This is a genomic window from Wolbachia endosymbiont (group B) of Chesias legatella, from assembly GCF_964026945.1.
Taxonomy (GTDB): Bacteria; Pseudomonadota; Alphaproteobacteria; order Rickettsiales; family Anaplasmataceae; genus Wolbachia.
On the sequence record NZ_OZ034711.1, the window covers coordinates 333132 to 360075 of the forward strand.

The 26944-nt window shown below is 33.7% G+C and carries 25 protein-coding genes and 1 tRNA gene; 7 read left to right on the forward strand and 19 right to left on the reverse strand.

The annotated features are described in order from the left end of the window. Window positions 1-528 precede the first annotated feature (528 nt). Window positions 529-1557, reverse strand: a complete 1029-nt coding sequence (locus AAGD65_RS01560) for a class I SAM-dependent methyltransferase (RefSeq protein ID WP_264683389.1) — start codon at window positions 1555-1557, stop codon at window positions 529-531. Between the two features lie 82 nt (window positions 1558-1639). On the opposite strand from AAGD65_RS01560, the gene AAGD65_RS01565 reads away from it, so the two are divergent. Both AAGD65_RS01565 and AAGD65_RS01570 read left to right on the forward strand, forming a co-directional pair. Further along, on the forward strand, window positions 1640-2032 hold the full coding sequence (locus AAGD65_RS01565) for a hypothetical protein (RefSeq protein WP_264374965.1): 393 nt from the start codon (window positions 1640-1642) through the stop codon (window positions 2030-2032). Beyond that, window positions 2033-2314 carry a DUF2610 domain-containing protein gene (locus tag AAGD65_RS01570; protein ID WP_007302102.1) on the forward strand — a complete coding sequence of 94 codons (282 nt, stop codon included), beginning with the start codon at window positions 2033-2035 and terminating at the stop codon, window positions 2312-2314. Here AAGD65_RS01570 and dapD read toward each other — a convergent pair whose 3' ends face one another. After that, window positions 2315-3157, reverse strand: coding sequence for a 2,3,4,5-tetrahydropyridine-2,6-dicarboxylate N-succinyltransferase (gene dapD / locus AAGD65_RS01575; protein WP_064085332.1), 843 nt, complete (start codon window positions 3155-3157; stop codon window positions 2315-2317). It abuts the gene before it with no gap. Window positions 3158-3195: 38 nt separating this feature from the next. On the opposite strand from dapD, the gene AAGD65_RS01580 reads away from it, so the two are divergent. Further along, the gene (locus AAGD65_RS01580; RefSeq protein WP_007302100.1) at window positions 3196-3606 is read left to right on the forward strand and encodes a zinc-ribbon domain-containing protein; all 411 of its coding nucleotides are present in this window, start codon (window positions 3196-3198) and stop codon (window positions 3604-3606) included. 208 nt (window positions 3607-3814) lie between these two features. Further along, window positions 3815-5614 (forward strand): succinate dehydrogenase flavoprotein subunit, encoded by a 1800-nt coding sequence (sdhA, locus tag AAGD65_RS01585; protein ID WP_264683083.1) that lies wholly within the window; start codon window positions 3815-3817, stop codon window positions 5612-5614. On the opposite strand, the gene AAGD65_RS01590 is transcribed toward sdhA, so the two are convergent. The 9 genes from AAGD65_RS01590 to rpmE all read right to left on the reverse strand — a co-directional run bounded on the left by AAGD65_RS01590 (window position 5586) and on the right by rpmE (window position 16817). Further along, window positions 5586-7922: an ankyrin repeat domain-containing protein gene (locus AAGD65_RS01590; RefSeq protein WP_264683085.1), complete on the reverse strand. Its 2337-nt coding sequence runs from the start codon at window positions 7920-7922 to the stop codon at window positions 5586-5588. The two genes, sdhA and AAGD65_RS01590, sit on opposite strands and share 29 nt — an antisense overlap. A 243-nt stretch (window positions 7923-8165) precedes the next feature. Next, on the reverse strand, window positions 8166-8774 hold the full coding sequence (gene gmk / locus AAGD65_RS01595; protein ID WP_010406904.1) for a guanylate kinase: 609 nt from the start codon (window positions 8772-8774) through the stop codon (window positions 8166-8168). Window positions 8775-8809: 35 nt separating this feature from the next. Continuing rightward, window positions 8810-10576 carry a pentapeptide repeat-containing protein gene (locus tag AAGD65_RS01600; protein WP_264683087.1) on the reverse strand — a complete coding sequence of 589 codons (1767 nt, stop codon included), beginning with the start codon at window positions 10574-10576 and terminating at the stop codon, window positions 8810-8812. Next, the gene (locus AAGD65_RS01605; protein WP_264683091.1) at window positions 10560-11531 is read right to left on the reverse strand and encodes an ankyrin repeat domain-containing protein; all 972 of its coding nucleotides are present in this window, start codon (window positions 11529-11531) and stop codon (window positions 10560-10562) included. The genes AAGD65_RS01600 and AAGD65_RS01605 overlap by 17 nt, the downstream gene beginning before the upstream one ends. A gap of 660 nt (window positions 11532-12191) precedes the next feature. Next, window positions 12192-13079: an aspartate carbamoyltransferase catalytic subunit gene (locus tag AAGD65_RS01610; protein WP_341810965.1), complete on the reverse strand. Its 888-nt coding sequence runs from the start codon at window positions 13077-13079 to the stop codon at window positions 12192-12194. 80 nt (window positions 13080-13159) lie between these two features. After that, complete coding sequence (locus AAGD65_RS01615) at window positions 13160-14176, reverse strand: Fe(3+) ABC transporter substrate-binding protein (RefSeq protein ID WP_007302093.1); 1017 nt, start codon at window positions 14174-14176, stop codon at window positions 13160-13162. Window positions 14177-14274: 98 nt separating this feature from the next. Next, on the reverse strand, window positions 14275-15714 hold the full coding sequence (locus AAGD65_RS01620) for a hypothetical protein (protein ID WP_264683096.1): 1440 nt from the start codon (window positions 15712-15714) through the stop codon (window positions 14275-14277). A gap of 83 nt (window positions 15715-15797) precedes the next feature. Then, window positions 15798-16583 carry an NAD kinase gene (locus tag AAGD65_RS01625; protein ID WP_017531835.1) on the reverse strand — a complete coding sequence of 262 codons (786 nt, stop codon included), beginning with the start codon at window positions 16581-16583 and terminating at the stop codon, window positions 15798-15800. Between the two features lie 21 nt (window positions 16584-16604). Continuing rightward, window positions 16605-16817, reverse strand: coding sequence for a 50S ribosomal protein L31 (gene rpmE / locus AAGD65_RS01630; RefSeq protein WP_006013575.1), 213 nt, complete (start codon window positions 16815-16817; stop codon window positions 16605-16607). 125 nt (window positions 16818-16942) lie between these two features. On the opposite strand from rpmE, the gene fabD reads away from it, so the two are divergent. Together fabD and AAGD65_RS01640 are read left to right on the forward strand one after the other, a co-directional pair. Beyond that, window positions 16943-17908, forward strand: a complete 966-nt coding sequence (gene fabD, locus AAGD65_RS01635; protein WP_012481879.1) for an ACP S-malonyltransferase — start codon at window positions 16943-16945, stop codon at window positions 17906-17908. Window positions 17909-17963: 55 nt separating this feature from the next. Continuing rightward, window positions 17964-18710, forward strand: coding sequence for a hypothetical protein (locus AAGD65_RS01640; protein ID WP_007302088.1), 747 nt, complete (start codon window positions 17964-17966; stop codon window positions 18708-18710). On the opposite strand, the gene gpmI is transcribed toward AAGD65_RS01640, so the two are convergent. Continuing rightward, on the reverse strand, window positions 18705-20213 hold the full coding sequence (gpmI, locus tag AAGD65_RS01645; protein ID WP_007302087.1) for a 2,3-bisphosphoglycerate-independent phosphoglycerate mutase: 1509 nt from the start codon (window positions 20211-20213) through the stop codon (window positions 18705-18707). The two genes, AAGD65_RS01640 and gpmI, sit on opposite strands and share 6 nt — an antisense overlap. A gap of 195 nt (window positions 20214-20408) precedes the next feature. Between gpmI and AAGD65_RS01650 the strand changes: the two genes are divergently transcribed. After that, window positions 20409-21146, forward strand: coding sequence for a hypothetical protein (locus tag AAGD65_RS01650; protein ID WP_213864013.1), 738 nt, complete (start codon window positions 20409-20411; stop codon window positions 21144-21146). 87 nt (window positions 21147-21233) lie between these two features. On the opposite strand, the gene AAGD65_RS01655 is transcribed toward AAGD65_RS01650, so the two are convergent. The 7 genes from AAGD65_RS01655 to AAGD65_RS01690 form a co-directional block, all read right to left on the reverse strand. After that, window positions 21234-21305: transfer RNA gene (locus tag AAGD65_RS01655), tRNA-Asn, on the reverse strand. Window positions 21306-21781: 476 nt separating this feature from the next. After that, a complete protein-coding gene (gene purH, locus AAGD65_RS01660) occupies window positions 21782-23302 on the reverse strand; it encodes a bifunctional phosphoribosylaminoimidazolecarboxamide formyltransferase/IMP cyclohydrolase (protein ID WP_006013536.1) in 1521 nt (506 codons plus the stop codon). Window positions 23303-23697: 395 nt separating this feature from the next. Next, complete coding sequence (gene fmt / locus AAGD65_RS01670; RefSeq protein ID WP_064085375.1) at window positions 23698-24597, reverse strand: methionyl-tRNA formyltransferase; 900 nt, start codon at window positions 24595-24597, stop codon at window positions 23698-23700. Window positions 24598-24609: 12 nt separating this feature from the next. Next, the gene (rplT, locus tag AAGD65_RS01675; RefSeq protein ID WP_063630562.1) at window positions 24610-24966 is read right to left on the reverse strand and encodes a 50S ribosomal protein L20; all 357 of its coding nucleotides are present in this window, start codon (window positions 24964-24966) and stop codon (window positions 24610-24612) included. Between the two features lie 21 nt (window positions 24967-24987). After that, a complete protein-coding gene (rpmI, locus tag AAGD65_RS01680; protein WP_010402777.1) occupies window positions 24988-25194 on the reverse strand; it encodes a 50S ribosomal protein L35 in 207 nt (68 codons plus the stop codon). Between the two features lie 98 nt (window positions 25195-25292). Next, on the reverse strand, window positions 25293-25736 hold the full coding sequence (locus AAGD65_RS01685; protein ID WP_341810966.1) for a PAS domain-containing protein: 444 nt from the start codon (window positions 25734-25736) through the stop codon (window positions 25293-25295). 205 nt (window positions 25737-25941) lie between these two features. After that, complete coding sequence (locus tag AAGD65_RS01690; RefSeq protein ID WP_010402780.1) at window positions 25942-26703, reverse strand: hypothetical protein; 762 nt, start codon at window positions 26701-26703, stop codon at window positions 25942-25944. Window positions 26704-26944: the final 241 nt, after the last annotated feature.

Here is a 26944-nt window from a genome sequence, read left to right on the forward strand (position 1 = left end):
TAAAAAGATTAGAAAAAAATGCAGCGCACATATGACAGACCGCTGAAAAAGATACGCTACGTTTTTTATTGAAAAGTTAACTGAAAGTCTGCAGACAAAGATAGATTTTGAGCTCTTAAAATATCTCTAATTGTCATTATAATCAGATTCAAAATATGCGGAAGTAATTTTTTTTGACAATAGATTTCTTGCATAACCAAGTGTCATTCCAGCTGGGATCCAACTAAACACTTTACAACGTTTTTTGCGCGAAAAGGCTGGATGCCAGTGTCAGCTACTTGCATGACATCGTCTTGGATGAAAATCAGTACGTGATGCACCAAAAATTGTGCATCAAAAGGGTGTCATTTGAGTAACTTTTTTGTTGTCATGCCAGTGTCAGCTACTTTCATGACACCTATTTGTTCCTATGATAGTCTTATCTGTCTATCTTATTTTGCTACTCTGCTGAACAGATACGTTTTTTTTACCTTTTTTATTCTGTAAATTTTTTAGTATTTGTATGTTTAACATAAGAACTACACAAGACTAAAAATGGTGAATCAGCATTACCTTAAAGAGAGTACCCATATTTTCAGTTAACCTTAAAAATTCACTGAAGATCTTATTCTTCTGTTCATTACTTGCATTTTTCATTAAAGCTTGTGCTCTTTCCTTTATACCAAAAAGGTGTAAAAATTCTCTTTGAGTCAAAATCTCACAATTTACGTGCCTTAATGAATCTTTTAATGATTGAAAGTTCACAAGTGCAGTGATGTCACTATTACCGACGTTTTCAAGAAAATTAGTATATTTATGCTGCCTTATCGATTGCAAAGTGCTCTTATATTCAGGATATACATAACCATAATCTATAATCAGGGCAGCTCCTCCGTTATTGACTATTTTATTCTCAAGTTTCTTTAATATTTCGATTCCGGCTAGGCATACTTCCACTACTGCACCATTGAAACCCCCTGTCATTCCAGTCTGGAATCCAGTTTTTGGTCTGGTTAAGCACTGGAGTGACAATGAAAGACTGCCATCATCTTGTTTTATTACTCTATTTTCATACCACTGCCCATCACGATAAACAAACTGATCAATTGGAAGGGCGTCAAATAACTCATTTGCAAAAAAAATAGTTGGCTGATTTGGTAAGTTGTCGACATCTGTGTGCCAATTAATATCTAATCCCTTTAATTTTTCCTTTTGTATTTTCTGTAAAAGAGGACTTATTTCAACTAGGTGAATGTTCATTGAGCTAAAAAAACAGCTGTATTTTTTAGTAACTCTTATTATATCGTGAATGAGTGTTCCTTTACCTGGTCCAAGTTCAACTAGAGAAAATTTTGATGGCTTTCCTAATTTTTCCCATGTATTCATTATCCACACTGCAATTGTTTCACCAAATAGCTGACTAATTTCAGGTGCAGTAATGAAGTCACCATCTTTGCCAAGTGGTAATTTATTCATGTAATAACCGTACTCTTTATGATATAGAGCAGCACTTATGAAATCGCTGATAGATATTGATCCTTGGCTTTTATCAATTAATTCGTGTATATAAGTGAGCATATTATTAATAAACATTTAACTATAGCGTGCCATACTATAAAATAGTGGAGTATTTATATATATAATATAAGTTTAAAAACATATGAGTAGTATTGCTTTGGTTATGGACAATCAAGATACGGATTATGTTACCCTTATACCTCAAGATGATGGTATTGAATATAAATTTAAAGAAGCTATCAATTTTGTAGAAAATAAGGTTGTAAGTGCTGATGGATTAACTTTAGCGGAGGTATTTCAAGCATTGGTTCAAATGTTGAATGGTGATCTAGAGTTAGTAAAAAAAGTGTTAGCATATACTAATATTATGGTAAAGCATGGAATGAGGGTAGCAAAAGAGTCACAGCTAAGCAGAGCCGATGTTCGTCGAGCTTTAGAAGGCAAAGAAAGTGTGTTTAATAGGCAAGATTTTATCAAAAAACCACCTCTTGTATCTTCTATAAAATCGGTTAAAAAGAAAAGTAGAGGTCTTTAAATGGCTGAGTCTATAAAAAAATTTACTGTACAGTGTGATTTCAAAGGACAGAATGCACCTTTTGCAGTATATATAGGAAATCCAAAGGGTGATACTCATCCAATTCACCATCAAGATTCATGGCTTGCAAAGGAGCGTGGAGGAAACATTCCTAATAAAGTTAAAGAAAGTTTGCAAAAATTATACAAGCTGTCTCAAGAAAACGGGATCTCTTTTCCAGAATTATGCGCATATGCCATTACTATAGTTAGTAATAATGATAAAAAAAGTGACGGTAAGTAGTTAGATTCTCAATATTTCATTTATAGAAGTTTTTGATCTCGTCTTCTCGTCCACTTTTTTTACTATAACTGCGCAATAGGTTGAAATGTTGTTTTTAGGTGGAGTAGATCCTGGTACAACTACAGAGTAAGGTGGTACTTCACCATAAAATATCTTGCTTGTTTCTCTGTCAATAATTTTTGTTGATGCTCCAATAAACACCCCCATACTAAGGACTGATCCTTCTCTTATTATGACACCTTCGGCTACCTCACTGCGCGCTCCAATGAAGCAATTATCTTCTATAATGACTGGAGAAGCTTGAATAGGCTCGAGAACTCCGCCTATTCCCACTCCACCGGAAATATGGCAATTTTTTCCTATTTGTGCACAACTACCAACTGTTGACCAAGTGTCTATCATTGTACCAGAATCAATATATGCACCAACGTTGATAAAGCTTGGCATTAGAACAACATTTTTACCTATGTAAGCAGATTGGCGGACAAAACATCCAGGGACTGCTCTAATTTTTGACTGGTAAAATTTTTCCTCATTCCATTCACTAAACTTGCTACCAATTTTGTCAAACCAGCAATTGGTATTGTCTATTATTTTGCTTTCCTCAGTGAGAAAATGTAATAATATTGACTGCTTTATCCACTTATGTACTATCCATTCTCCACTTGATAGCTTTTCTGCTACTCTAATTTTACCACTGTCAAGTAACTCAATTACCTCTTTGATTATTAATCTTGCTTCGTGTTTTAGATTATAGTCGTTAAGTTTTTCTTTATCTTTCCAAATATTTTCTATCTCATCTTGTAATTTTTTAGTTGCAAATTTTTCATTTATTATATACATATTGATATCAAATTTATATTATTTTATACGTAAGCACTATGAAAATACAATGTCATAATTGTACTAAAACTTACTTAGTATCTCGTGGGCAAATAGGTGAATCTGGAAGAAAAGTGAAATGTACAAACTGCAATCACATGTGGCATGAGTATCTAAAAGAAATGTCAAGTGAATTGTGCCCTGCTGGTATACAAGAAAAAAAAGCTAACTGGAGGCAAAGTTTAACTCTAGCTTTTGCAACAGTTGCAGGGTTATGCGTTATAATTGTTGGTGGTATCTTTCCAGGAGAGGTAAGTAAGATATATAAAGCAGTTAGTTCATATAAAGATTCAATAAGCCATAAATTAGGATACAAAAAAGTGCAAACGGAAAATTCAAGTGCGAGAGAACTTGTTGTAAATGAGTTTTATCAAGATTACCTTTTTCTATCTAATTTTAGATCTAATTAAATAGGCATAAGTCATCAATGTTATGCAAGTAACTACACTTATTCCTTTATGGTAGTGTCATTCCAATGTCAGCTACTTTCATAACACCCTATGGTTGTTATTACATCGTTTACTATAGATTTGTTTCAGAAGCTTACATCCAGAAAACTTGTATAGATTTTTTCTACTTCTGTGATATTATAAGCCTGTGATGATAAAATAAGTGGATATGGATAAGTCAGCGTATGAAATCATAGAGCATGAGTATGATGTGGTGATAGTAGGTGCAGGTGGAGCAGGGCTTAGAGCAACACTTGGAATGGCTGCAACTAATTTTTCAGTTGCCTGCATTTCTAAAATTTTCCCTACACGAAGTCATACAGTTGCAGCGCAAGGAGGAATTAGTGCAGCTTTGAGTAATATTGCTGAAGATGACTGGCGCTGGCATGCATATGATACAATAAAAGGTTCAGACTGGCTTGGCGATCAAGATGCAATAGAGTATATGTGTAAAAATGCTGCCAAAGCTGTGATTGAACTTGAAAATTTTGGTGTACCCTTTTCTCGTACGGAAGATGGAAAAATATATCAGCGTGCCTTTGGTGGAATGACAACTCACTTTGGTAAAGGAAAATCGGCTCAGCGTACTTGTGCAGCAGCAGATAAAACTGGGCATGCAATTCTTCATACTCTATATCAGCAATGTCTTAAATTTAACGCTGAATTTTTTGTCGAATATTTTGTAATCGATTTGATTATGGACAAAGGGACATGCTGTGGGGTGATAGCTTGGTCGCTGTGTGATGGTACGTTGCATAGATTTCGTGCACATTCTGTGGTAATAGCAACAGGTGGTTATGGACGTGTTTATTTCTCTGCAACAAGTGCACACACTTGCACAGGTGATGGTAATGGCATGGTGGTAAGAGCTGGGTTGCCACTTGAAGATATGGAATTTGTGCAATTTCATCCAACAGGAATATATGGCTCAGGGTGCTTGATGACGGAAGGATGCCGCGGTGAAGGTGGGTACCTCGTTAATTCTCAGGGTGAGAAGTTTATGGAACGTTATGCGCCAAAGGCAAAAGATTTGGCTTCTCGTGATGTAGTAAGTCGAGCAATGACAATTGAAATTAGAGAGGGAAGGGGAGTTGGGCCAAAGAAAGATCACATGTACTTGAATATAGCTCATCTTGATCCGGAAGTAATAAAGCTCAGATTGCCAGGTATTAGTGAAACAGCAAAAACCTTTGCAGGAGTTGATGTTACTAAAGATCCGATACCTGTTATTCCAACTGTTCACTACAACATGGGCGGTATTCCAACCAACTATCATGGAGAAGTGATAACACTGAAGGAAGGTAAGGAAGAAGTAGTGGATGGATTGTTTGCAATTGGAGAAGCGGCATGTGTTTCTGTACATGGTGCAAATCGACTTGGCTCTAACTCGCTTCTTGATCTTGTGGTTTTTGGTAGAGCTGCCGCGCTTAGGGCAAAAGAAAAATTGAAACCTGATACACCACATAAAAAATTGCATTCAGACTGCACAGACTTGATAGTAGATAGATTTAATAAAATGCGATTTGCTTCTGGAGAGTTCAAAGTAGCAAAAATACGAAGTGAAATGCAGCACACTATGCAGAAATATGCATCGGTATTCCGTGTTGCTGAAGTTTTAGAGGAAGGTAAAAAAGCTATAAAAGAAGTAGCAAAAATGATGCCTAACATTGCAGTTGAAGATCGCAGTATGATATGGAATAGTGATTTGGTTGAAGCGCTGGAGCTTGCCAATATGATTCCACAAGCAGTTATTACCATGGAATGCGCAGCTAATCGCGAGGAAAGCAGAGGTGCCCATGCTCGTGAAGATTTTCCCGAGCGTGATGATAAAAATTGGATGAAACATACTATGGCATGGCTTAAAGAAGAGAAAAGCCAAGTTAGTGTAGAAATTGACTATAAAAAAGTTGCTGAAAAAACTCTGAGCGATGAGATTGATTTCATCGCCCCGGAAAAGAGAATTTATTAGTCAACCCATCTGGTTTATTTATAAATTGACGTAGTATTGATACATAGCTCATTTGAGTAGCTGGGCTTTCTGTATGCTCCGATTGATTTGACGATCTTTGTACTTCTTGCTCTGCTGAGTTGTTAGCTAAATTTTGTTGTTCAGTAATATTTTCAGGTTGTTTTGCAGCTAGGTGATCATCTTTACGGCTTTGCTTATCGTTGGTTAATTCCTTAACAGACTTCCTAATGTCGCTAAGTCCCAAAGTGAATATCAGACACACCACTCCTGTTATAGCTATGATGGGTAACGCTGCTCCAATTGCAATTTGTCCTTGGAAGCAAGAAAGTGTTACCATTGTAATAATAGTAGTTGCTACTGTGATTGCTAACAATACACTAGCTCTCCTGCCCGGATCAATGCATTTCCATGCAGCTTTTAGGCCATCTCCTGTTTTGTGTAGAATATGCTGACATTTTTTTGAAAAAGTTCTAACGTTATATTTTTTTTCAAGTTTTTTCCTTAGTTCTTTAGCTTTTACCTTTCCTTCTTGTGGAGTTTTTGAGTAATTTTCTAAATTACGTAAAGTGCAATAATATTTTTCAGTATGAAATTCTCGATCTTTTAGTTTCAGAGAACGGGAATCAGCACCTATTTCTAGCAGCTTTGCACAAAACTTTGTTGTATTGTCGTACTTTTTCCCTAGATCAAAAATTGTTTTCATTTGCGAAAGGTGGTTGCCTTTTTCTGCTTTTTTTGTTAATGATACTTGTAGCGGTGTTCTTCCTTCTTCGTTAATGGCCTTTATGGCCTTACCTAACTGATCTTCAGATATTTCTTTTTCTTTTACTAAACTGGAAATCAACTCCAAGCATGCAACCTTTTGTTCTCCTTTTAGCGAAGCAATATAGTGCAAAGCATTATTACCCTCTTTGTCTTGAGCAGTAATGTCTGCACTATTTTGGAGAAATAACTCTAAGGCTTTATATCTATTTGTTTTTTCAAATTTTTTATCTGTACATGATCGATCCTCATTTTTTTCTTTTATATGCTGGAATAAATAATAAAGAGGTGTTTGTTTTGCTGTATTTTCAGCATTTATAGCTTTTTTAAACTGTGCTTTAAGATACTCTTTTTCTTCCTCCTTACTTACATTTAATATTATATTTGAAAATTCAAACTTTCGTTTTTGCTTTAATTCTAAAACTATTAGATGTAAAGCATTATTACCATCTGTATCTTTCAGGCTAATATCTGCTCCTTTTTGCAATAACTCCTTAAAGGATTTCTCATCTTTATTTTTAATTGCTAAATGTAATTGATAATTATCATTACTATCTGGAGTATTTATGGTATGGGCTATAACTTCTTCAACTTTTGTTTTTATTTCTGGTTTTCGCTCAGCCAATTTCTCTAAAAATTTAAGATAGTATTCATTTTGCTTTTTAGATAATTTTTCTAAATCCTCTGTAGGTAAGCTTAGCTTGGCTCCATACTTTAACAATTTTGCAAGAAACTTAAGTGTGTTATCGTTATCTTGGATTGTGTGAGAATCATGTTTCCCTTTTATTATCTTGTTAATTAGTGCTACCTGAAAAGGAGTCTTTCCTTCTTGATTTTCACTATCAACAAGTTGTACTAAATTTTTCTCGTTAGCTATTTTTATCAAGGTATCTAGAAACTTAAGCTTTTGTTTCTTTTTGAGCGATGCAATAAGGTGTAAAATATTATTTCCTTTTTCATCTGTTATGCCACTGACATTTGTGCAATCTTTTAGGTATTTTCTAAATTTCCTGTTGTTTCCATTTTGGATTGCATTTAGTAATTGAACGTCATTATCAGAATCCGATATTCCGTTTATTCCATCTTCAAAATCGCTATCAGAATCTGATATTCCGTTTATTTCATCTTCAAAATCGCTACCGTAGCCACTGTCTTGTTCGCTGTACCTACTAAAACAACTTTTAGTGACTTCAGAAATTACTTGGTTTTTTGTTTCATTTGATATTCTTTTCGATCGTTCTATTACTTCACCTAGCACTGGAAGGAAACATTGGACATAATATCTGTGATATTTTTCCTGTTCTCTAAGCGATTCTTCTAATTTAGTTAATACTTCAGGACTAGCGCCTTCCTTAAATAACCTTTTACATTCCTTGAGTGTTCCATCTCGACTTCTTGGTTTTTCATGCTGATGTTTTTCTTTTTTTACCTTTCTCTCTATAATATTATACAATTTCTTGTCTTTTTTATCTTGTTTTTTATTTTTGTTTACATATTTATCTGGTTTGTTTGCATTAGTAACTGATACACTTAGATCTATACTCATATTAAAACCTCAATATTAAAAGCTATTTGGCGTTAACGAATTGTATTAAACTTTTAAATTGAGCTAGATGTTATCGAAATATAGGTGAAAAGGCAGAAAACTAGTTTCTATTAGAAAATCTATTGTCATAGTCAAATCCCCACTTTAGCACTTGTCTACTATTTTAACTATTTTATCTTAAAAAATAATAAATGTGGCTAAACTGTGAAGCATGAGTGCTCTGAAAGAGACAAATCAATGTTTTTATAGATCTTTCAAACTTGATTTTTCTTCTAATTTTTTAAGCATTCCTTTACTTAGTATTGATTTTATCTCTTCTACGCTTTTATCAAGATCATCATTAATTATTACGTAATCATATTTATTACTTTTACTTATCTCTTTTTGCGCTTCGGCTAATCTACGCTCTATTTCAATTTCATCATCACTATTACGCCTTTGTAGACGCAGTCTAAGCTCTTCCATTGAGGGAGGTAGTATAAAAACACTTACAACTTTTTCTCTTAAGATTTCAAACAAATGAAATGCTCCTTGCCAATCTATATTCAGTAAAACACTTATTCCACTGCTCAGGTTTTGTTCTATAAAATCTTTTGGTATACCGTAAAAATTCTCAAAAACTTTGGCATATTCAAGCATTTGACCAGCCTTACATAGTTCGTGAAACTTTTCTTCAGTAACGAAAAAATAGTCTTTTCCGTTTACTTCACCGGGACGAGGTTTGCGTGTAGTCATAGAAACAGACATAACTAAATCAGTTGATTGCTCAAGTAATTTTTCTGATATAGTAGTTTTTCCAGCTCCAGAAGGAGAGGATAGAATCAGTAGTATGCCCTCATTTTTTACGGTCATTTTTCTTTATTTAACAAGTACATTATAGAGCTTTTTTAAGACTTTGTATTTTTTGAATCAAAGTTTAAAAGACTAGAGCCCTCTAAATTAGAATTTGATAAATTGGCATCAATAAGAGAGGAATTATCAAAGACAGTATAACGTAAATCGGCTTTTTCAAGATTTGCCTTATTCAAATTAACGTTTACAAACTTTGCTCTACTTAATATTGAATTAGAAAAATTAGCATTTTCTAAATTCATATCCTTAAACTCAAAGTAAGAATAATTTACATCAAATTTTTTGCCCTGCGATATTTTCTCTTGCAGATCTTTAATTGAAGTTATGGCATTCTCTAGATTTGTAATTTTTGTCTGTCCTTGATTGTCAATCAAAATTGAATTATCAAATTTGCAATCTGTTAAATGAATATCAGCAATTGAACTTTTATATATGCTTGAAGAGAGGAAAGAGACATCACTCACTGTTGAATTACTCAAATTGCTAAGAAAAAAACTAGTCTTTCTAAAGGCATTATCATAAAACACGGAGGATTTGAAATCACTTTCAATAAAGTTTGAATTAGTGACTTTTGACTTAGACCAGCTCGAATTATCAGCTAATAATTTGAAGAATATTGAATTTTCTATCTCACTCGAATCCATATTATGGTGGGAAAGAGTACTATTATAAATTTGAGAGTCTTTAATTTTTGTCTTATACATTGAAGTTGTGGAAAGATCTGAATCTTCTATTTTTGCAGAGGTAAACAATGAATGGTCAAAGAACGAACCATTCATGTCAGAATTCACAACTTTAGTATTATGAAACTTTCCGTGACAAATGTTAGCATCATAGGCGTTAACTTTATACAATTCACTAAAACTAAAATCAATATTAGATAAGTCAGCATCCTGAAGGTCTGCTTCGAAAACATATGCATGTTTTATCTTGGAACCATTTAGTATAGATTTAATGAAGTTTGAATTATCCCCTTTCACATAGGAAATTTGTGAATTGCTTAAATTGGCTTTTTCGAAATTACTGTTGACTATAATGGAAGAATTAAAATAGGCGTTTGAAAGATTGCTACCTGTAAAATCCGATTTTTTTATTTCTGCACCATATATGTTAGCATTTTTTAATGAAGAAAATTGTACCTTGAGCTTATGTGCATCCACTCCAAAGAAACTTGCGTTGTCGAAATTATTTTTCTGCATAACAGTGTCGTTTATTTCACTATCACTAAAATTGATGTAGCTGGCACTTGAGTTTGATAAATTGGAGAAATTCATTTTTACATTCAAAAACTTGGTATGCAAACCAATTATATTACGCATACTTACTTTGTTGAGATTAGAATTGATAAAATCAGCATAACTGATATTAGACTGATCAAATATGATATCTGTTAAATTTGTAGAAGCAAATTTTGAAAAACTTAAATTTGTGCCTTTTATTTTAACGCCATGTAAATTAGCATTGGAAAAATTGGCACCACGTAAATCAACATCGATAAAAGACACATCTGATAAATCGGTGTTAGAAAAATCGGCACCAATTAAACTTACTCCATCAAAAATAGATTTGCTTAAATACAATTGACTAAAATTAGCACCATTTAAATTAGGACCAAAACCTTTCTTAAAATCTTGTGGTATGCTGGCTTTATTACACTGTACTAAAAATTTAGCAAAATCTTTTGTATTGTAAGATACGTATTTTACATCATGCAGAGCGCTTAAAAAATCATTGATTGCATCATCTCCATAGCATAAATGACCAACTAAAATTAATATCAAAAGTCTAATTATCTTTTGCATCACACGTGTTTTCTTTTATTTTTATAGCAAAGTTATACATCTCTGAGTTTTCTTGATTGTTTATTTCTTTATCCTCTAAAAGGTATGGCATCATTTCGGCAATTGCGTTTATTATGTTGATCTGATTCCTTTCGATTGCTATTTCAATAGGGGACTTAAAATTATTATCAACTACTCTAGGATCAGCACCTTGTAATAAGAGAAAGCGAACTGTGTCTATTTCACCTTGTTTCACTGCATAAATTAGAGGAGTATCACCCAATTTATTTCTAAATCTTAGTATTTCTTGAATTGTTAATCCAATTTTTTCTAGCTTATTTATTACTCCTCTTAGACAAATTAAGTTGCCCTTCTTGATGCAGTAAAAAAATTGCTTACTGTAATCATCAGTAAATATAGTTTTAGGAAGGTGCTCATTTAGGCTATCATATTGTCTTTTATATATAGACTTGCTTTTATGTTTTTTTATTTCTTTGTTTAGCTTTGTCCATTTTTCGCTTTCTTCATTTTCTTTTTTCACAGGTGTTATATTGTCAGGCTGTTCTTCTTTCTTTTTCTCTGTTAATTGGCTTGTTGAAAGTTCGGTGTCTTTTTTGCTAATCTCCTCTTCAGGCTGTAGGTTTGTTTGATTATTGTGACTGATTTTCTTCTCTTCAGGTTCTTCTTTTTTTTCTTCTGATAAAGGACTTGTTAGAGCTTTGGTATCTTTTATATTAGTCTCCTCTTCAGACTGTAGGTTTGTTTGATTACTTGAAGGTACTTCTTCATTGATTACATTTTGGGTTGTGCTTTCTTTGAGTTCGCTCAGAAGCGGAGAAGTTTTTTCAGCATCAGTGTTGCTTTTCGATACGTCTTCTTGATTTATACTGCTTTCATTTTTATTTTTTTCAGGCTGTTCTGCAGCAAGCAGGTTAGATATAACAATTAATAGTATGAAGAATGCTTTATATTTCATAAACATTGCAAATATAGGCTTAATTAAAATGATACTATAATCAAATGATTAATCTACAGTAAAAAGTGCTTTAGTTATTGTACAAGTATGATTATGTAAAAATTTATTTTTCTCTTTTATCTAGGTTTTATTTGAAATTGTCATTCGAGTAGCTGACATACAACTGTACGGACATTAAAGAAATCAGTATACAGCTGTATGAACATTGTGGTAATTTGCGTACTAAACGGTGTCATCTAAGTAGCTGACACTGGGATCCATTTTCCATCATCATTAGAAACGTTATATTTTAGCATAACTTTTAACTCACAAATTTAACTGGATGCCAGTGCTGGCTACTTTTATGACATCTATCATTTTATGTTTATAGTATTTTTTGCAAATAAACGTTCGTAGTTGTAAATTAAATGCAAAAAAATACTTGACACATTTGGTAAGTTGATTATTATCAGTAAAAATGAGGGTATTTTAGAGCTCGAAATCCACCTTATTCAAGTCTGCAGACTTTTCAATTAGTTTTTCAATAAAAAATATAGCACAGTCTACTTCAGTGCGTACACGTACGCTTAATTTCTGTCATAAGGTGTGTTATATTTTTCTAAATCTTTTCTTTATAGGAGGGTCATTATGTCTAAAATTCCTTAAACATTAATTTTTAACTTAAACATTTATTAAATAGTGCAGTACTGCCTTACACGTTGCTAATCCAAACTTTACTTGCTGTAAAATAACACAATCTGCTATATCATTGCTAATTTCGATACCTCTATTTATTGGTCCTGGGTGCATAACAATTGCATCTGGTTTTGCGTGCGATAGTTTTTGTGCATCAAGTCCATACAAGTGAAAATATTCTTTTTCTGAATAATTATTATTCATGCGCTCTTTTTGCAATCTTAAAAGCATAATTACGTCAGCATCCTTTATACCTTCGATTAATGAATAGTGAAGTGAATCTACTTCAGAAAAATGTTTACACATCAAAGCTGGTGGTGCAACTAAGCTTATTTTTGCTCCAAACATTTTTAGCAATCTTATATTTGATCTTGCAACTCTACTGTGCAAAATATCTCCACATATCACAATTTTGAGGTTTTTTATTTGCTTTTTATGACTGATAATTACGAGATAATCTGCAAGAGCTTTAGTTGGGTGTTCACTGCTTCCATCGCCTGCGTTGATTAGCGAGCAGTTGACATGCTTTGCCAATGTATTAATAATACCACTACTTTTATGCCTGATTATCATATAGTCAGGATTCATTGCATTTAGTGTTTTTATCATATCTTTTAGATCTTCCCCTTTGTTAATAGAAGAAGATTTTATTGGTAAAGTTATAACATTTGCTCCAAGGCTTTTTGCTGCTATTTCAAAAGATGCGAGCGTACGTGTTGAATCTTCAAAGAATAGGTTTATGACTATTTTATTTTTCAGAACATGACTATTTTCAACTTTTTCTTCAAGGTATTGGTTGGCTAATTTAGTTATATTTTCTACATCATCGATTGTGAGGTCTGAGATATTTAATAAATTCCTTCTCTTGTCCATAGCTCCTTTTTTGAGCTTATTCTACTTTCTTAATTTCAATTACACAACTGTAAAGTAAAGTAGAAGGAAGCTATAAAATTTTATTTCCACTTACATTCATCTGCTATCATAACAGCCTCAAAGAGATGCTTCTCAAGCTCACTTATAGGCAGAGTACTTTGTAGGTAATTTCCCCAAGATTTTAACACATCAGAAGTTTCAATACCTTCAACAATAGGATATTCTTGATTTTTTTTAGCATATAGCTCTTGAGCCTGTTTGCTTACAAAAAACTCCAATAAAGCTATGGCATTTTCTCTGTGTTTTGCGTTTTTTGTTACTGCTGCACCACTAATATTCACCATTACACCATCACTCGGAAAGAAAGCTCCTAACTTTTCTGTGATATTCTTTTTATTTTCTGATGAAAGGATTCTTGCAAAGTAGTAGCTATTTACTATTGCAACATTGCCTTCACCAGCGGCTACAGCATAAATTTGATCTGTGTCACCACCGCTTGGTTTTCTTGCCATGTTGCTTACAATTCCACTCACCCATTCTTTTGTTTTTTCAAAACCATTTTTTGCAATCATAAAAGCGATCAATGATCGGTTATATGGACTTGTGGAAGAGCGTACTAATATTTTCCCTTTCCATTTTTCATTCGCTAAATCTTCATAGGTACTTAATTCCTTAGGATCTACTGATTCTTTATTGTAAACCAATATTCTAGCTCTTTTTGTGAGACCAAACCAATAATCTTCATTATCTCTAAATTTTGCAGGTATGGCATTTTTTAGAGTCTCTGAATCCACTTGAGATAAGAGCCCTCTTTTTTTGGCTAAAATCAAATTCACTGCATCTGCAGTTAAAAACAAATCAGCTTCACCGCCATTTTCCATACGTGAAAGCAATTGGGAATAATCGTCAATGATATAACGTACCTTGATGCCAGTGGTTTTTGTAAAATCATCAAACAAACTATGTACTAATTCTTCTTTACGAGATGAATAAACGTTTACTACTTGTGAATCATCAATTCCGCTATTTTTATATAAAAAATTAACGACTATCAATAAAGCCGCTACTAAAGATATAAATATTAAACCTTTTTTCATAAACAAACCCCTTCCTTGTCATCATCTCAAGCTATCAAAATAGCAAGGTCTTAGCAAGTGTAAAAATTCCAATCAATGGACATTGTAGGAGATTTATTTCATTCACCTATACTATAGATAGCATCCTTATAATTGTGAGATTGAACTATAACCTGCTCAAGCGTTAAACTGATGCATTTAGCGTCTTTGTTATGATTTTCTCCAAGAACATTTGTTCTTTCTCGTTTTATTTCCTCAATGAATTTCCGATTAACATTTTTAGGATCAATCGTTTCTTCAGAATATACAAGATTAGTGCAATTAGTTTTTCTATAGTAATGCACGCCAACACACACAGCTAATAATGCAACTATACCTAAGCCTGTAAGTGGTAATAATCTTATATTATTGGTCAAAGGGTTTTGGTAAAATTTTTGTATATTATTAACACCACCTTCTGCATAAAGCAATAAAGGGAGCGCTATATTTGCAGCAACTACACCAGTTAATAATGCAGTAAATAGTGGCCTATTATTAATTACGGACTCTATTTTATTAGTTTTACTGATTACTTTTTCATCAATATTGACGAAGCCTTTTTTAGATTCCCAAGCATTAAATACAAAATCTGAATGAGTGCTATTTTTATATATCAGTCTTACAGACTTTATAACTTTATCTTCTGGCTGTTCCATCAAAACATTATCTAAAACTTTATCTGCATTTTTTACTTGAGTTTTATATTCTTTGGTATTTACAAACTGTTTTATTCCAAGAAATATTGGACTAATTGTGAGCAATGAAGCAACTGCAATAACTGGTATAATAGTATAGAGTGGGCTATTTGCAAAAAACGCAATAAATTTTGCTTTATCTTGTAAATATACTAAAGCTGTAGATGTGCCAAGCACGATAGCGGCCGCACCAAAAATTACAACGCCTTTCTGCTGCATGGCATACTGCGCTTTGGGCCAGAATCTGTTTTTTTGCGGTTTAAACACCCTATCTGTAGGCGAAGACTCTTGAGAGCTACTTCTGCTCGTATATGATGGCGGAGAAGTTGAAGGTGTATCGCTATGCTGACTGAGATTTTCAAAAGTTTTGTTTTCACTTTCATTCCTATTACAAGGTTCATCAAATTCCTTTTCTTGAGAAGGTGATCTGCTTAGAGTTGCATCTATTCCATTATCCGGACTCTCTTCTGGTATACGACCAGAATTTGCTAGCATTTGCGGCACATTAACATGAGTTGGCTCATCTTTTACTTGAGAAGAACGGGATAGTGGTATTTGAGTATCAATATTAAGTGAATTTCCATTTTGTAAAGCTCGACTTTTTGGTGGAAGAGTAGGTGGTATTTCATCAAGTTGTGAAGCTTGATTAGTTGGTAGAATAGGTGATGGCTTATTCGAGGTAGCTTCTTCTTCAAATGGATTTGTGTTTTTGCCATCTTGTTTCGGAGTGCTTGTTCTGGGAGTTGGTGTTGGTGGAGTTATTGCACCATTTTCACTCACCGATGTATAAGAAATTGATGTGACGTTTTTTTCATTCCCAGGCATATTCGCTCCAAAATTAATTACAATGTTATGTTGATTACGCTATAGTTATTAAGATATAGTGAATACTAATTTAAGAATAAATATTAGTATAAGAACTGCTGATCAAAGATCCTTTCATTCAAAGGGCAATCTTTGTCAAAAAGTAGAGTGACTGTATTTTCGTGATCTTTCTGTATTTTTACCTGCGATATGTCGTGAAATTCCTTGTAATCTGATACTACAAGTGCTGGACGATTTTTCACATCATTGATATCAATTTGCACTATTGTATCATTTGAGATTAGCGCTCCATTCCAACGCCTTGGGTAGTAGCTATTAATGGAAGTCAGTGCAAGTAAATTTGAATTAAGTGGTAAGATTGGCCCACCGGCAGAGAAGTTATATGCAGTGCTACCTGTTGGGGTAGACAATATAATTCCATCTCCTCTGAATTTTTCTACTTTTAGCTTATCATTAATGGTAATATTCATCTCCACTATTTGATTTGCATTTCTAAAGACATACACTTCATTTACTGCGATGTAATGGTGTTTTTTGCCATTTATGTCTTTGGCTTCCATTTTTAGTAAAGTTAGCTGAGTAGGAACTGCATGTTCTATATGATCAATTAGATCTTCAAAGCATTTATTCATCAAAAATCCGACGTTACCGGTATTTATTCCATACACATGTATATCTTTATTTCCTATGACGTAGTTGTGCAGAGTGCGTAGCATAAAACCATCACCGCCAACAACTATCAGCAAATCAACTTCAGGCTTACTTGCTTCTGCTATATTGATAAAATTAAGCTCCTGTAGTAGTTTAGATACTTCCTGAGACTTGGGTAGCGAAGAAGCAATATAGCCTACATTTTTATATTTATACATGTTAAATAAAGAGGGGAGGAACTAAAAAAGACTCCCGTATTTATCATTAAACTTAGCTATTTTACTATCCTTCTCCCCTGAACCGCTTGTCAAACTTCCAGTCCATGCAGGATGAGTAAGAGGATCTCTATCAAGCTTTATTCTTTGACCTTCTTTTCCATAAGTGGAATAAGTTTCAAACTCTTGACCATCTGTCATAACTATAGTAACTTTGTGATAGTCGATTTCTGCCATTGTTCTTACAAATTTCTTACCAGCTAAGATTTTAGTGAATCTGGTTCATTTGGTCAATCATTATTGTGAAATATTGACAAAAAATAAATAAAGTAGTATTATCAATGAAGAATGAAAAACTTTTTATGATTTTTGCTTTTCCTGGTCAGGGCTCCCAATTTGTAGGAATGGGAAAGAGCTTATATGATGAATTTTCAGTTGCAAGGAACGTATTTGATGAAGTAGATGACATATTGGGTAGAAAGCTGTCTCATTTGATTTTCAATGGCCCTATTGAGAAATTAACCATCACGGAAAACGCTCAGCCAGCTATAATGGCAGTGTCAATTGCAACGCTACGTGTTATGAAGCACGTATTTGGTGAATCTCTTTACAGCGTTCAGTATGTTTGTGGGCATTCAGTTGGCGAGTATACAGCGCTGTGTGCTGCAGGGGCATTGACGCTTGAGTCTGCAGTCAAGTTGCTAAAAGTTCGTAGCGAAGCAATGCATGAAGCTTCACTAAAATGCAAAGGTGGAATGTTTGCTCTACTTGGAGCAGAAATAAGTGAAGTAGAAGGTATATTAAAATCAGCTCAAATTGATTGTGAAATTGCAAACGATAATGGTGGTGGGCAGGTAGTGGTGAGTGGTACTGCAGAGGCTCTTGAGGTCTTACCTGATTTATTCAAAAACTCAAGTGTCAAGAAAATGATAAAATTACAAGTTAGTGGGCCTTTTCATTCATCTTTTATGAAACCTGCTGATGAAAAACTTCTGGAATTTTTAAAAAGCATCAACATAACTCGCCCTTCGATTCCTTTTGTATCAAACGTTACAGCTAAGGAAGAAAGTGATCCAGAGATCATAAGAGCTTTGCTCGCTAAGCAAGTTGTAAGTAGAGTAAGATGGAGAGAGATGGTTTTATATATGACAAGCCATGGCACTAATAAGTTTGTTGAAGTTGGCCCTAACAAAGTTTTATCTAATCTAGTTAAAAGAATTGACCAATCTATCAATACAAAAAGCATAGGTAGCATTAGTGATGCTGATAACTTCTTTAATGAATCATTAATGTTGACAGCAAAAAATTTAAAAATAAAAAGCTTATAACTAACATAAAGTAAAATTTGTACTATTTTTTGCTTTGATTATTGATAGCAGCGGAATGTCAAACATCGACACTAAAGAATATGATCTAGCGTTGGGTGATACCACGGTTAAGCTTTTTATTAAAAGTAGCGATACAAGTGGGATCAATTTTATTAATGTGCATCAAAATGAAGTAACTTCAAAAGGGGCTGGTGAGCATATACTCCAGCAGTTTGGTGGAAGAATGCTATACATTACTCATGGTGATGGTACTCCGCGTAATGTAGAATTTTACTTAAATGGTGAGCGGTATGAATTCGATCCCAATCGCATGTTTGATGATGTAGGTGCAGAAGCTAGCTTAAGAGAGTTTGGCAGTGTTTCAGAAGATGCTTTGAGAGCTGTTAGAAACTTTGCAGAAAGAATTTTAGATTTTTTACTTCCTGGTCAAGATCACGTTATCGCTCTGCACAATAACTACAATTCTCCCAGCTACTCATTCAAGAGCTATTTTTCTCCACCACTTTCTCATGATGTGCTAAAGATTTCTCCAGAAGTGTGTCCGGAAAGTGGAACGGGTGAGTTTTTCTATACGACAGTTGAAGATTGGTTCGATGCTTTAAAACAGAAAGAAATTTTTAATATAGTATTGCAAAATAACAAAGCAGTTGAAGATGATGGTTCTTTATCTGTATATGTAGGGAAGAATAATATTCGGTACTCTAATGTGGAAGCTGAGCATGATCATTTAGAGCAGCAAATAGATATGCTATCTTCTATACACAGTGTTTTATTTCCTCAACCCTTAACAATAGAGTTATAGCAACATGGAACGCACTAACGAACTACCTGTCATCTCGTTTGGCTTTTTAAGTCCAAGTAGCTGTAAAATAGTAGGAGCAATATCAGATAATTTTCCATCTCTCAGTTTTAAATTTTCACAAGATATAATAAATGGAACTTTATTTAGAGTGTGCGCTGTGTGAGGTGTGTTATTTTCTTCATCGAACATACATTCCACATTACCATGGTCTGCTGTAACAATGAGTGCAGTATTACCCACTTCTTTGACAACGCTGAGTACTTTTGCAAGGCAATCATCTACAGCGAGCACAGCTTGCTCGGCTGCTTTTATATTACCTGTGTGTCCCACCATATCAGGGTTAGCGTAGTTTACAACTATCAGCGCAAATTCTTGAGAATGAATTTTTTTTACAAGCTCTTCTGTGAGCTCAAAGGCTGACATTTCAGGCTGCAGGTCATAAGTTTTAACTTTTGGTGAAGGAATGAGTATTCTTTCTTCACCAGAAAAAGGTTCTTCTCTTCCACAATTAAAAAAGAAAGTCACATGCGCGTATTTCTCAGTTTCAGCAATGCGCAGTTGCCGTAATTTATTGTCTTCTATTATCTGTCCCAAAGTGTTGGCAAAAGATTCAGGAGGAAAGAGATAAGGGATTTTTAAGTCCGCTTTATATTGCATCATACTTAAAATTGAAGAAAATTTTGCTACCTTAGCGTAATCTGTTTTGCCTAGCAAAATACTTGCCAATTGTATCATTCGATCAGCACGAAAGTTAGCCAATAGCAATCCATCTTCTGGTTTTATACCTTGATAATCGCCTATTATTGCGGGCCTGATAAATTCATCGGTTATATTATTTTGATAATTTTCATCAATAAGCGATACTGCATCATCATAACGAGGCGCCTTTGCAAATGCGATGGCTTCATAAGCTTCAATTGTTCTTTCCCACCTATTATCACGGTCCATAGCATAATAACGCCCAGAGACAGTGGCGATTCTTATATCATTTTCCTTTATGCTTTCTGTAAATTCTTGAATGCATCTTTTCCCTGAATTTGGCAATGTATCTCTGCCATCTAAAAATGCGTGTATTACAACTTTAATTCCGCGCTGTGATATCTTGTTTGCTAAAGCTGAAATGTGCTTTTGATGCGAATGAACACCACCATCTGATATCAATCCCATTATATGGCATATGCCATTCTTACTTTTTAGATCATTAATAAAATTCTGTAGATTTGCATTATTTTCTATCGTTTCGATTGCTTGATTAATACGCTGAAGGCTTTGCATTACCACTCTACCGCTACCAATATTCATGTGACCAACTTCTGAATTGCCTATTTGGCCTTCTGGTAATCCAACATCAGTTCCACAGGCAGATAAACTGCACTTTGGATAATTAGAGCTAATATGTTGCCAACAAGGTGGATTTGAATTGCTAATAGCATTGTATTTACTATTTTCTATTCCATTACCCCAGCCATCTAGTATACATAAAACGACTGATTTAAAGTTCATATAAAAGTTAACATCGAAACCCTCAATGGTACCAAAAACAAATTCTTCTCACAACTTTTGTGTTAAAATAAGAGATAGAAAAAGCTGCTTGGAGGCAATGGTATATGAAGTTTTTCATAAAATATTTTATTAAAGTGATTGACAGTTGCTGAAGTGTTTACTAAAACACTTGCATAGCTTTAATAGTGAGGTCAAATGAGTTATAGCCAATATGTAAAGGATAATACTTTAGCAACATCAGGTGCTATAATTAATGTTGATAGATTAGTAAACTTTTTAAAAAGCAATACAAACATTACAAGACTTATTTTACGATGTTCAAAAATTAATTATGAGGTTATAAAAGAATTAGCTCAGCTTTCTCATCTTACTTCACTTGATCTAAGTTGCAGTTATGTTGGTACAGAAGGTGCAAAGATTTTAGCAAGCGGGAATCTTATAAATCTTACTTCGCTTGATTTAGGAGGAAACGAAATTGGTGATGAAGGTGTAGAGGCTTTAGCCAGTGGAAATCTTACAAGTCTTACTGAGCTTAAATTATATGATAATAAAATTGGCGATAGGGGGGCAAAAGCTTTAGCAAGTGGAAACCTTCAAAAGCTTATTTTACTGAGTTTAGGATGGAATGAAATCAGTAATGAAGGTGCAGAGGCTTTAGCAGCAAGTGGAAACCTTAAAAATCTTATTACACTTAAAGTATATGATAACAGCATTAATTACAGAGATGTACAGACTTTGGCGAGTGGAAATTTGGTGCGTCTTACTTCGCTCATTTACAATTATTGCAGTATTGATGAAACATTGCCAAAAAATGTCCTTCCTCAATTAAAAAGGAAATGTAATAAAAGAAAAATAGGAGAGGAGCCAGATAGCAAGCTAAGTGAAGCGCAGACATCTTTGCATTTTGACAGTAAAGGCTTTAAAACTATATAACTTCACACGTTTTGTCTGTTTAAGAGACAAAAAAAAGGTAGTGAATTTTGGGCTAAAAGTGAAATGTACAGATTGTATAAAATAGTGCTCCCCGGGCCGGATTCGAACCAGCGACCAATTGGTTAACAGCCAACTGCTCTACCACTGAGCTACCGAGGAATAAACTGCTTTCAACTTATCACATTGAACGCCGATTGTAAACGATTTTTATGTAGACTTTAGACCTAGATATCATTCCAGTGCATGGAGCTGTAATCCAGTCTTTCTTACCAACAAAAACTTAGAATAACTTTTGTTCTTAAAAAATTTCTAGATTCCAGACTCATGTTTCAATGTTAAACAAGGTACAATAGAATTGAGTAGGGTAATTTCTAGGGAATTATTATATTCTAGAAAAAGTAAAATGTCATCCAGATAGACTAATGTACAAGGTAAGCTGAATGTCTATAAGGAAAAACAGCAAGGCATTTTAGGATTTGCTATAAATCGCATCAGGAGCTCAAGAGTACAGCTTACAATTACAGATAGGTATAGTTGAGTTTAAAGTAACTACATAAATTTACTACAATTTTCATACCTATAAGCTGCTATGCAACAAAGCCCTGTGTGGGTATAATTTTGACAGGATACAAAGCTTAATGGAGAAAGTTACGAACATCAGTGAAAAACATGGCAATTTTATTCTCATTTGCAGCTGCTATCACGTCTTGATCTTTCAATGAGCCACCTGGCTGAATTATAGCTGTAATTCCATGCTTTGCACTCTCTACTATACTATCTGGAAATGGAAAAAATGCATCTGAAGCAAGCGCTGCGCCTTTACATTTTTCACCTGCTTTTTTTACTGCAATATTCACACTATCTATTCTGCTTGTTTGTCCTGCACCGATGCCAATAGCACAACCGTCTTTTGCTATCACTATTGCATTGGATTTTACATGTTTACATATTTTCCAAGCAAAAATAAGATCTTCCTTCTCTTTTTTTGTTGTAGTGCATTCTGTCACTCGGTTTATTTCTTCTACTTTTACTGTATGGTTATTATTTTCTTGCACTAAGAACCCGCCAACAACATTTTTGATTTGATATTTTGCATTTTGCTGAAGAGATTGATGAATAATCACTCTTAAATTTTTCTTTTTTTGTAAAATTTTTAATGCCTCATTGTTTACCGATGGTGCTATCACCACTTCCAAAAATATCTCGTTTAATTTCTCTGCTAGCTTTAAATCTATCTCCCGATTGAAAGCAACTATTCCACCAAAACTGCTTATTTCATCACATGATAGAGCTTTTTCATATGCTTTTAAAGCACTATCACTAACAGCAGCGCCACATGGATTATTGTGCTTTATTATCACTGCTGCAGGTTCTTGAAACTCAGAAATTATGTTAAGTGCAGACTCTATGTCGACTATATTATTATAGCTCAACTCTTTTCCATGTATTTTCTCCAGTGGATACTTGCTAAATTGATTGCTATAAAATGCAGCTTTTTGATGAGGATTTTCACCATACCTGAGTCCTTGTGCTTTACATCCATATAAAGTAAAAAACTCTGGTAACTCATTGCTTTTACCCTGTGATAAAAACCAATTGTAAATATTAGAATCATACTGTGCAGTCAGAGCAAATGCTTTAGTTGCTAGATGTTTTCTATATTCTAATGTTGTCTGATTGTTATTTTTGATCATCTCAGCTTTCAGTGTTTCGTAATCTTGAATGCTAGAAATCACTGAAGTGAAATGAAAGTTTTTTGCTGTAGCTCTAATTAATGCTACTCCACCTATATCTATTTGTTCTATGATTTGCTTCTCACTTGAGTTGCTATTAACCGTTTTCCAAAATGGATATAAGTTAGTTATAAGCAGATCTATCGGCTTAATTTCTAGATTCTGCATTTCCTTTTCGTGCCTTTTTCGATCACAGAGTATTCCTCCATGAATTTTAGGATGTAAAGTTTTCACTCTGCCATCTAGTATTTCTGGAAATTGTGTGTAATCTGAAACTTCTTGCGTTTTTATTCCTGCACCTGATAGCACTTTATAAGTATTCCCTGTTGAGAGAATTTCTATTTGTTGCTGCATCAAAAACGATGCAAGTTCAATTATATTTGTCTTATCGTATACTGATATTAAAGCTCTTTTAATTTTCATATGGAAGGTTTCTTAAGATTATATCTAAGAAAAGAAAATTTGTCTATATATAGCTACTACGTCATACCACTGCGGTATCTCGTTGTAGATTCCGCTAACAAGCAAATAGCTGTACGAACATTGTGATACAAGAGACCAAGAAAGATGTCATCCCAGTGCCCAGACACTGGGATCCAGAAAACTTCACTTTAAATGAGCACACCAGGTGGCTGTACAATAGAAACTGGATTCCAGTGTCAAGAACTGGAATGACACCATCTACTACTCAAATTACCTGCAAATTGCAATGTTCGTACACCAAAACGCGGTATCTTGTTGTAGATTCCGCTAACAAGCAGCGGAATACCAAATTGTAGAAGTTGCTTTAGCTCTCCTCACCCTCCCTTCAAAGTAGTCTATTCTATAAATTTTTTTGTTAAACTTGATTTTAAGCCACGAACAAAATCTTTAATATCGCAAGGATTTCTTCCTTCCATTTGTACAACTTTAGGAATTAAAGTACCACCTTTTAAACTTATATGCATATTATCATTAATGATCTCACCTTGTCCTGAAGTGAAGGCTTCAAATTCAGCATCAAGTATCTTGATACGTTTATTCTCTACCTTAATGAATGCTTTTGGATAAAATGCTTTAACCTTTCTATAAGCAATTTCACAGGCGTCACTTGCGTAAATTTTATAGTCTTTTACTTTGTCAGCATAACACGCATCGTTATCGCTCTGTTTTAAGGGAACTTGCTTTTCAATTTCGTTTAGTACTTTCAGCAGTAAATCACTACCTAATTCAGACAATTTATCATACAACGTCTTATAATTATCGCTTTTTTCAATAAGAAATTTTTTCTGTTTTAAAATAGGGCCAGAATCTAATCCTTCATCTAGCTGCATAATGCTAACTCCGGTTTCTTGATCTCCGGCTAAAATTGTGTGCTGTATCGGAGCTGCACCGCGCCACCTAGGCAGCAATGATGGATGAATATTAATACAACCATATTTGGGAATATTTAAAATTTCTTTTGGAAGTATCAATCCATACGCAGCAACAACTGCAACGTCTGGCTTAAAATTTCCAAACTTTTCTTGCTCTATCGAAGATTTTAAAGAGGCAGGAGTACATACCTCTATGTCACTTTTTTCAGCAACGATGTGTACTGGGGATTTTGTTAACCTCTGCCCACGTCCAGAAGGTTTTGGAGCTTTGGTATATACTGCTACTATTTCACTCTGTAATTTCAATAGTAAGTTTAACGCACCAACAGCAAACTCCGGTGACCCCATGAAAATAATTCTCATGGTGTTTTTGCTTTAAGCTAACTTACTATTTACAATTTCTATTAATTTAGCAAAATCATCCTTATGATTAACAGCCATCTCAGCAAGAATTTTCCTATTTAAATCAATTTCAGCAAGTTTAAGACCATGCATAAATCTACCGTAAGTAAGTCCATGTTCTCTTACTGCTGCATTAATACGTATTATCCACAAACCACGAAAATCACGTTTACAGGTTCTTCTGTCTCTGTAAGCATATTGGAGTGCTTTTTCAACTCTTTGTAATGCAATTCTATAACAATTTTTTGCCCGTCCTCTATAACCCTTTGCTAGTTTTAATATTTTTTTATGACGAGCATGAGTAGTGACTCCACGTTTTACTCGAGCCATTTTTATTTTACCTCCATTTTGTTAAATACCATAAGGCATATAAAGCTTAACTATACGCGAGTCAGATTTACTAAGAATCGTCGTACCACGCTGATTACGAATATTAGATTTACTTCTCTTTACCATACCATGTCTTTTACCTGATTGAGTAGAGATGACTTTACCCTTAGCTGTAAGGTGAAAGCGCTTTTTGACAGAAGATTTGGTTTTTAATTTTATTTTCGTCATATTCTAAACAAATTTACAAACACCACTATTTAATTCTTTATTAGTAATTAAGTATGAGTATAGATAATTTTATTAAAGAATCAAATTAAAATTGTATTTTAAAGCAGCTTGAATGTAATCACACCCAGTATATGTGTTATACCTTCTTCATTCCCAATTGGTAGCAATACTTGCCTCATTTTAACACTTTCACTTTCTTCCTCTTCGTTAATTGAGCATTTACTCTCTATTACAGTCTCAAGTTTATCAATAACTGCATCTATTTTATATAGCCGCAAAAATGGTGCATCAATTGCATACTTATCATCGATGTACATCTTTTTTTCAAAACCATAGAATTCAATAGCTTTTTCTCCTGCATTTTCACAAATATAACCTCGATCTTTAACTTCAATGATAAAACAATGCTGCCATGACTCCATGATTTCTGCAGTGTCTATTTCATGTCTTTCTGGCCATTCTCTATCTGATCCTTTTATATCACTCCAATATTGAGTAACTATATTCACTATTCTTCTTTCTTTGCCTGCATAATTTTCCATTCGAAATTCCACATATAAAACACAGATATGAGGTAAATTTATCGTGAATGTATTGATTTTTTCTTACTAAAGGATGTAGATTATTGAAGATTCTCATCCTGTTTACGCAACAGGTAATGATAAATTAAGTATAATAATTAGAGCATAAAAATTATTAAATGAGGAAACTGTGAAATAAAAAAATTCTATTTTTGCAATATTTTGGCTAACGAATAGAATTAGTTCCACTTTCTAAAGTTATTGCACTTAATAAATAACTAGATGGAGTTTCTTCCTTAGCACTACTATGGCTTTTATTTTTTCTATTATAAAACCAACATTTAAATGGTACAGCTGCTGCGATAGCTGCTACCAAAGCTACTGCTACTGCTAACATACCTACTGTGAACACTATATTATTTTTCTCGTTTGAAGGTGTTTCCAATAATTTAAACCCTCTCAAGTTTGTATCATGAATCATAGGATTACCCAAAATATTCGTCGTATTTTGAACACTTTCTATATTTCGCATTGTAATTCCATTGCTAGCGTTTGATTTTTTCATTTCTTCCATTACTTGTTTTAAGTTTGGTAGTTCTGTTGTTGTATTTTCAATATCACCAGCTTCCAGCTTTTGCAAGTTCTCATTACTCAAAAACTCTTTGAGATACTTTTCATAAAACTCTTTTGCATTATATCTTTTATAACTTCTTATTTTCCCACTCTTGAGATCAGAAACAATATCATCAATCATCACTTTTGGATTTTCTGCATGCACTATTTCTCCTTCAGCAACAAGAATACGATAAGATGTATCGTCAAGCATACATACATACTTAAGTTTTAAATCACCTCCTCCCAATAGAAAATATATTGTTCTGTTTTGTTCTACATCTCGCAATTCTGATTCAATACTAATCCATCTATTCCTTTTTTCTTTATTGATTGATCTTTTTTTTCCTACAGTATTTTTAAATCTTCTTGACATATATGACCCCCAAGCTGACCAATATTTCCTTATGTATAAAAGATAAATTATTTAAGTCCACATCTTTTCACTAAGATTTTTATATTTTTATTATACTAAATAATACATATATTAATATCTGAATTTCTCATTGCAATTTATTATACCTTAGTAAAAACGATATAAAATTAGAGAAAGAGTTATAAAATTTTTTGTAAGACAGGAAAATTTCTTCTCCTTTGGTTCCAGAGCATATAAGTGC

Coding starts and splice junctions, on each gene's coding strand:
- sdhA (WP_264683083.1), top strand. CDS start 3,815: ATGGATAAGTCAGCGTATGAAATCATAGAGCATGAGTATGATGTGGTG.
- rplT (WP_063630562.1), bottom strand. CDS start 24,966: ATGGCTCGAGTAAAACGTGGAGTCACTACTCATGCTCGTCATAAAAAA.
- AAGD65_RS01560 (WP_264683389.1), bottom strand. CDS start 1,557: ATGCTCACTTATATACACGAATTAATTGATAAAAGCCAAGGATCAATA.
- dapD (WP_064085332.1), bottom strand. CDS start 3,157: ATGTATATAATAAATGAAAAATTTGCAACTAAAAAATTACAAGATGAG.
- AAGD65_RS01565 (WP_264374965.1), top strand. CDS start 1,640: ATGAGTAGTATTGCTTTGGTTATGGACAATCAAGATACGGATTATGTT.
- AAGD65_RS01570 (WP_007302102.1), top strand. CDS start 2,033: ATGGCTGAGTCTATAAAAAAATTTACTGTACAGTGTGATTTCAAAGGA.
- fabD (WP_012481879.1), top strand. CDS start 16,943: ATGATTTTTGCTTTTCCTGGTCAGGGCTCCCAATTTGTAGGAATGGGA.
- AAGD65_RS01610 (WP_341810965.1), bottom strand. CDS start 13,079: ATGGACAAGAGAAGGAATTTATTAAATATCTCAGACCTCACAATCGAT.
- AAGD65_RS01605 (WP_264683091.1), bottom strand. CDS start 11,531: ATGAAATATAAAGCATTCTTCATACTATTAATTGTTATATCTAACCTG.
- AAGD65_RS01625 (WP_017531835.1), bottom strand. CDS start 16,583: ATGTATAAATATAAAAATGTAGGCTATATTGCTTCTTCGCTACCCAAG.
- AAGD65_RS01590 (WP_264683085.1), bottom strand. CDS start 7,922: ATGAGTATAGATCTAAGTGTATCAGTTACTAATGCAAACAAACCAGAT.
- AAGD65_RS01690 (WP_010402780.1), bottom strand. CDS start 26,703: ATGTCAAGAAGATTTAAAAATACTGTAGGAAAAAAAAGATCAATCAAT.
- fmt (WP_064085375.1), bottom strand. CDS start 24,597: ATGAGAATTATTTTCATGGGGTCACCGGAGTTTGCTGTTGGTGCGTTA.
- rpmE (WP_006013575.1), bottom strand. CDS start 16,817: ATGGCAGAAATCGACTATCACAAAGTTACTATAGTTATGACAGATGGT.
- gpmI (WP_007302087.1), bottom strand. CDS start 20,213: ATGAACTTTAAATCAGTCGTTTTATGTATACTAGATGGCTGGGGTAAT.
- AAGD65_RS01615 (WP_007302093.1), bottom strand. CDS start 14,176: ATGAAAAAAGGTTTAATATTTATATCTTTAGTAGCGGCTTTATTGATA.
- AAGD65_RS01600 (WP_264683087.1), bottom strand. CDS start 10,576: ATGCAAAAGATAATTAGACTTTTGATATTAATTTTAGTTGGTCATTTA.
- AAGD65_RS01580 (WP_007302100.1), top strand. CDS start 3,196: ATGAAAATACAATGTCATAATTGTACTAAAACTTACTTAGTATCTCGT.
- gmk (WP_010406904.1), bottom strand. CDS start 8,774: ATGACCGTAAAAAATGAGGGCATACTACTGATTCTATCCTCTCCTTCT.
- AAGD65_RS01640 (WP_007302088.1), top strand. CDS start 17,964: ATGTCAAACATCGACACTAAAGAATATGATCTAGCGTTGGGTGATACC.
- AAGD65_RS01650 (WP_213864013.1), top strand. CDS start 20,409: ATGAGTTATAGCCAATATGTAAAGGATAATACTTTAGCAACATCAGGT.
- rpmI (WP_010402777.1), bottom strand. CDS start 25,194: ATGACGAAAATAAAATTAAAAACCAAATCTTCTGTCAAAAAGCGCTTT.
- AAGD65_RS01620 (WP_264683096.1), bottom strand. CDS start 15,714: ATGCCTGGGAATGAAAAAAACGTCACATCAATTTCTTATACATCGGTG.
- purH (WP_006013536.1), bottom strand. CDS start 23,302: ATGAAAATTAAAAGAGCTTTAATATCAGTATACGATAAGACAAATATA.
- AAGD65_RS01685 (WP_341810966.1), bottom strand. CDS start 25,736: ATGGAAAATTATGCAGGCAAAGAAAGAAGAATAGTGAATATAGTTACT.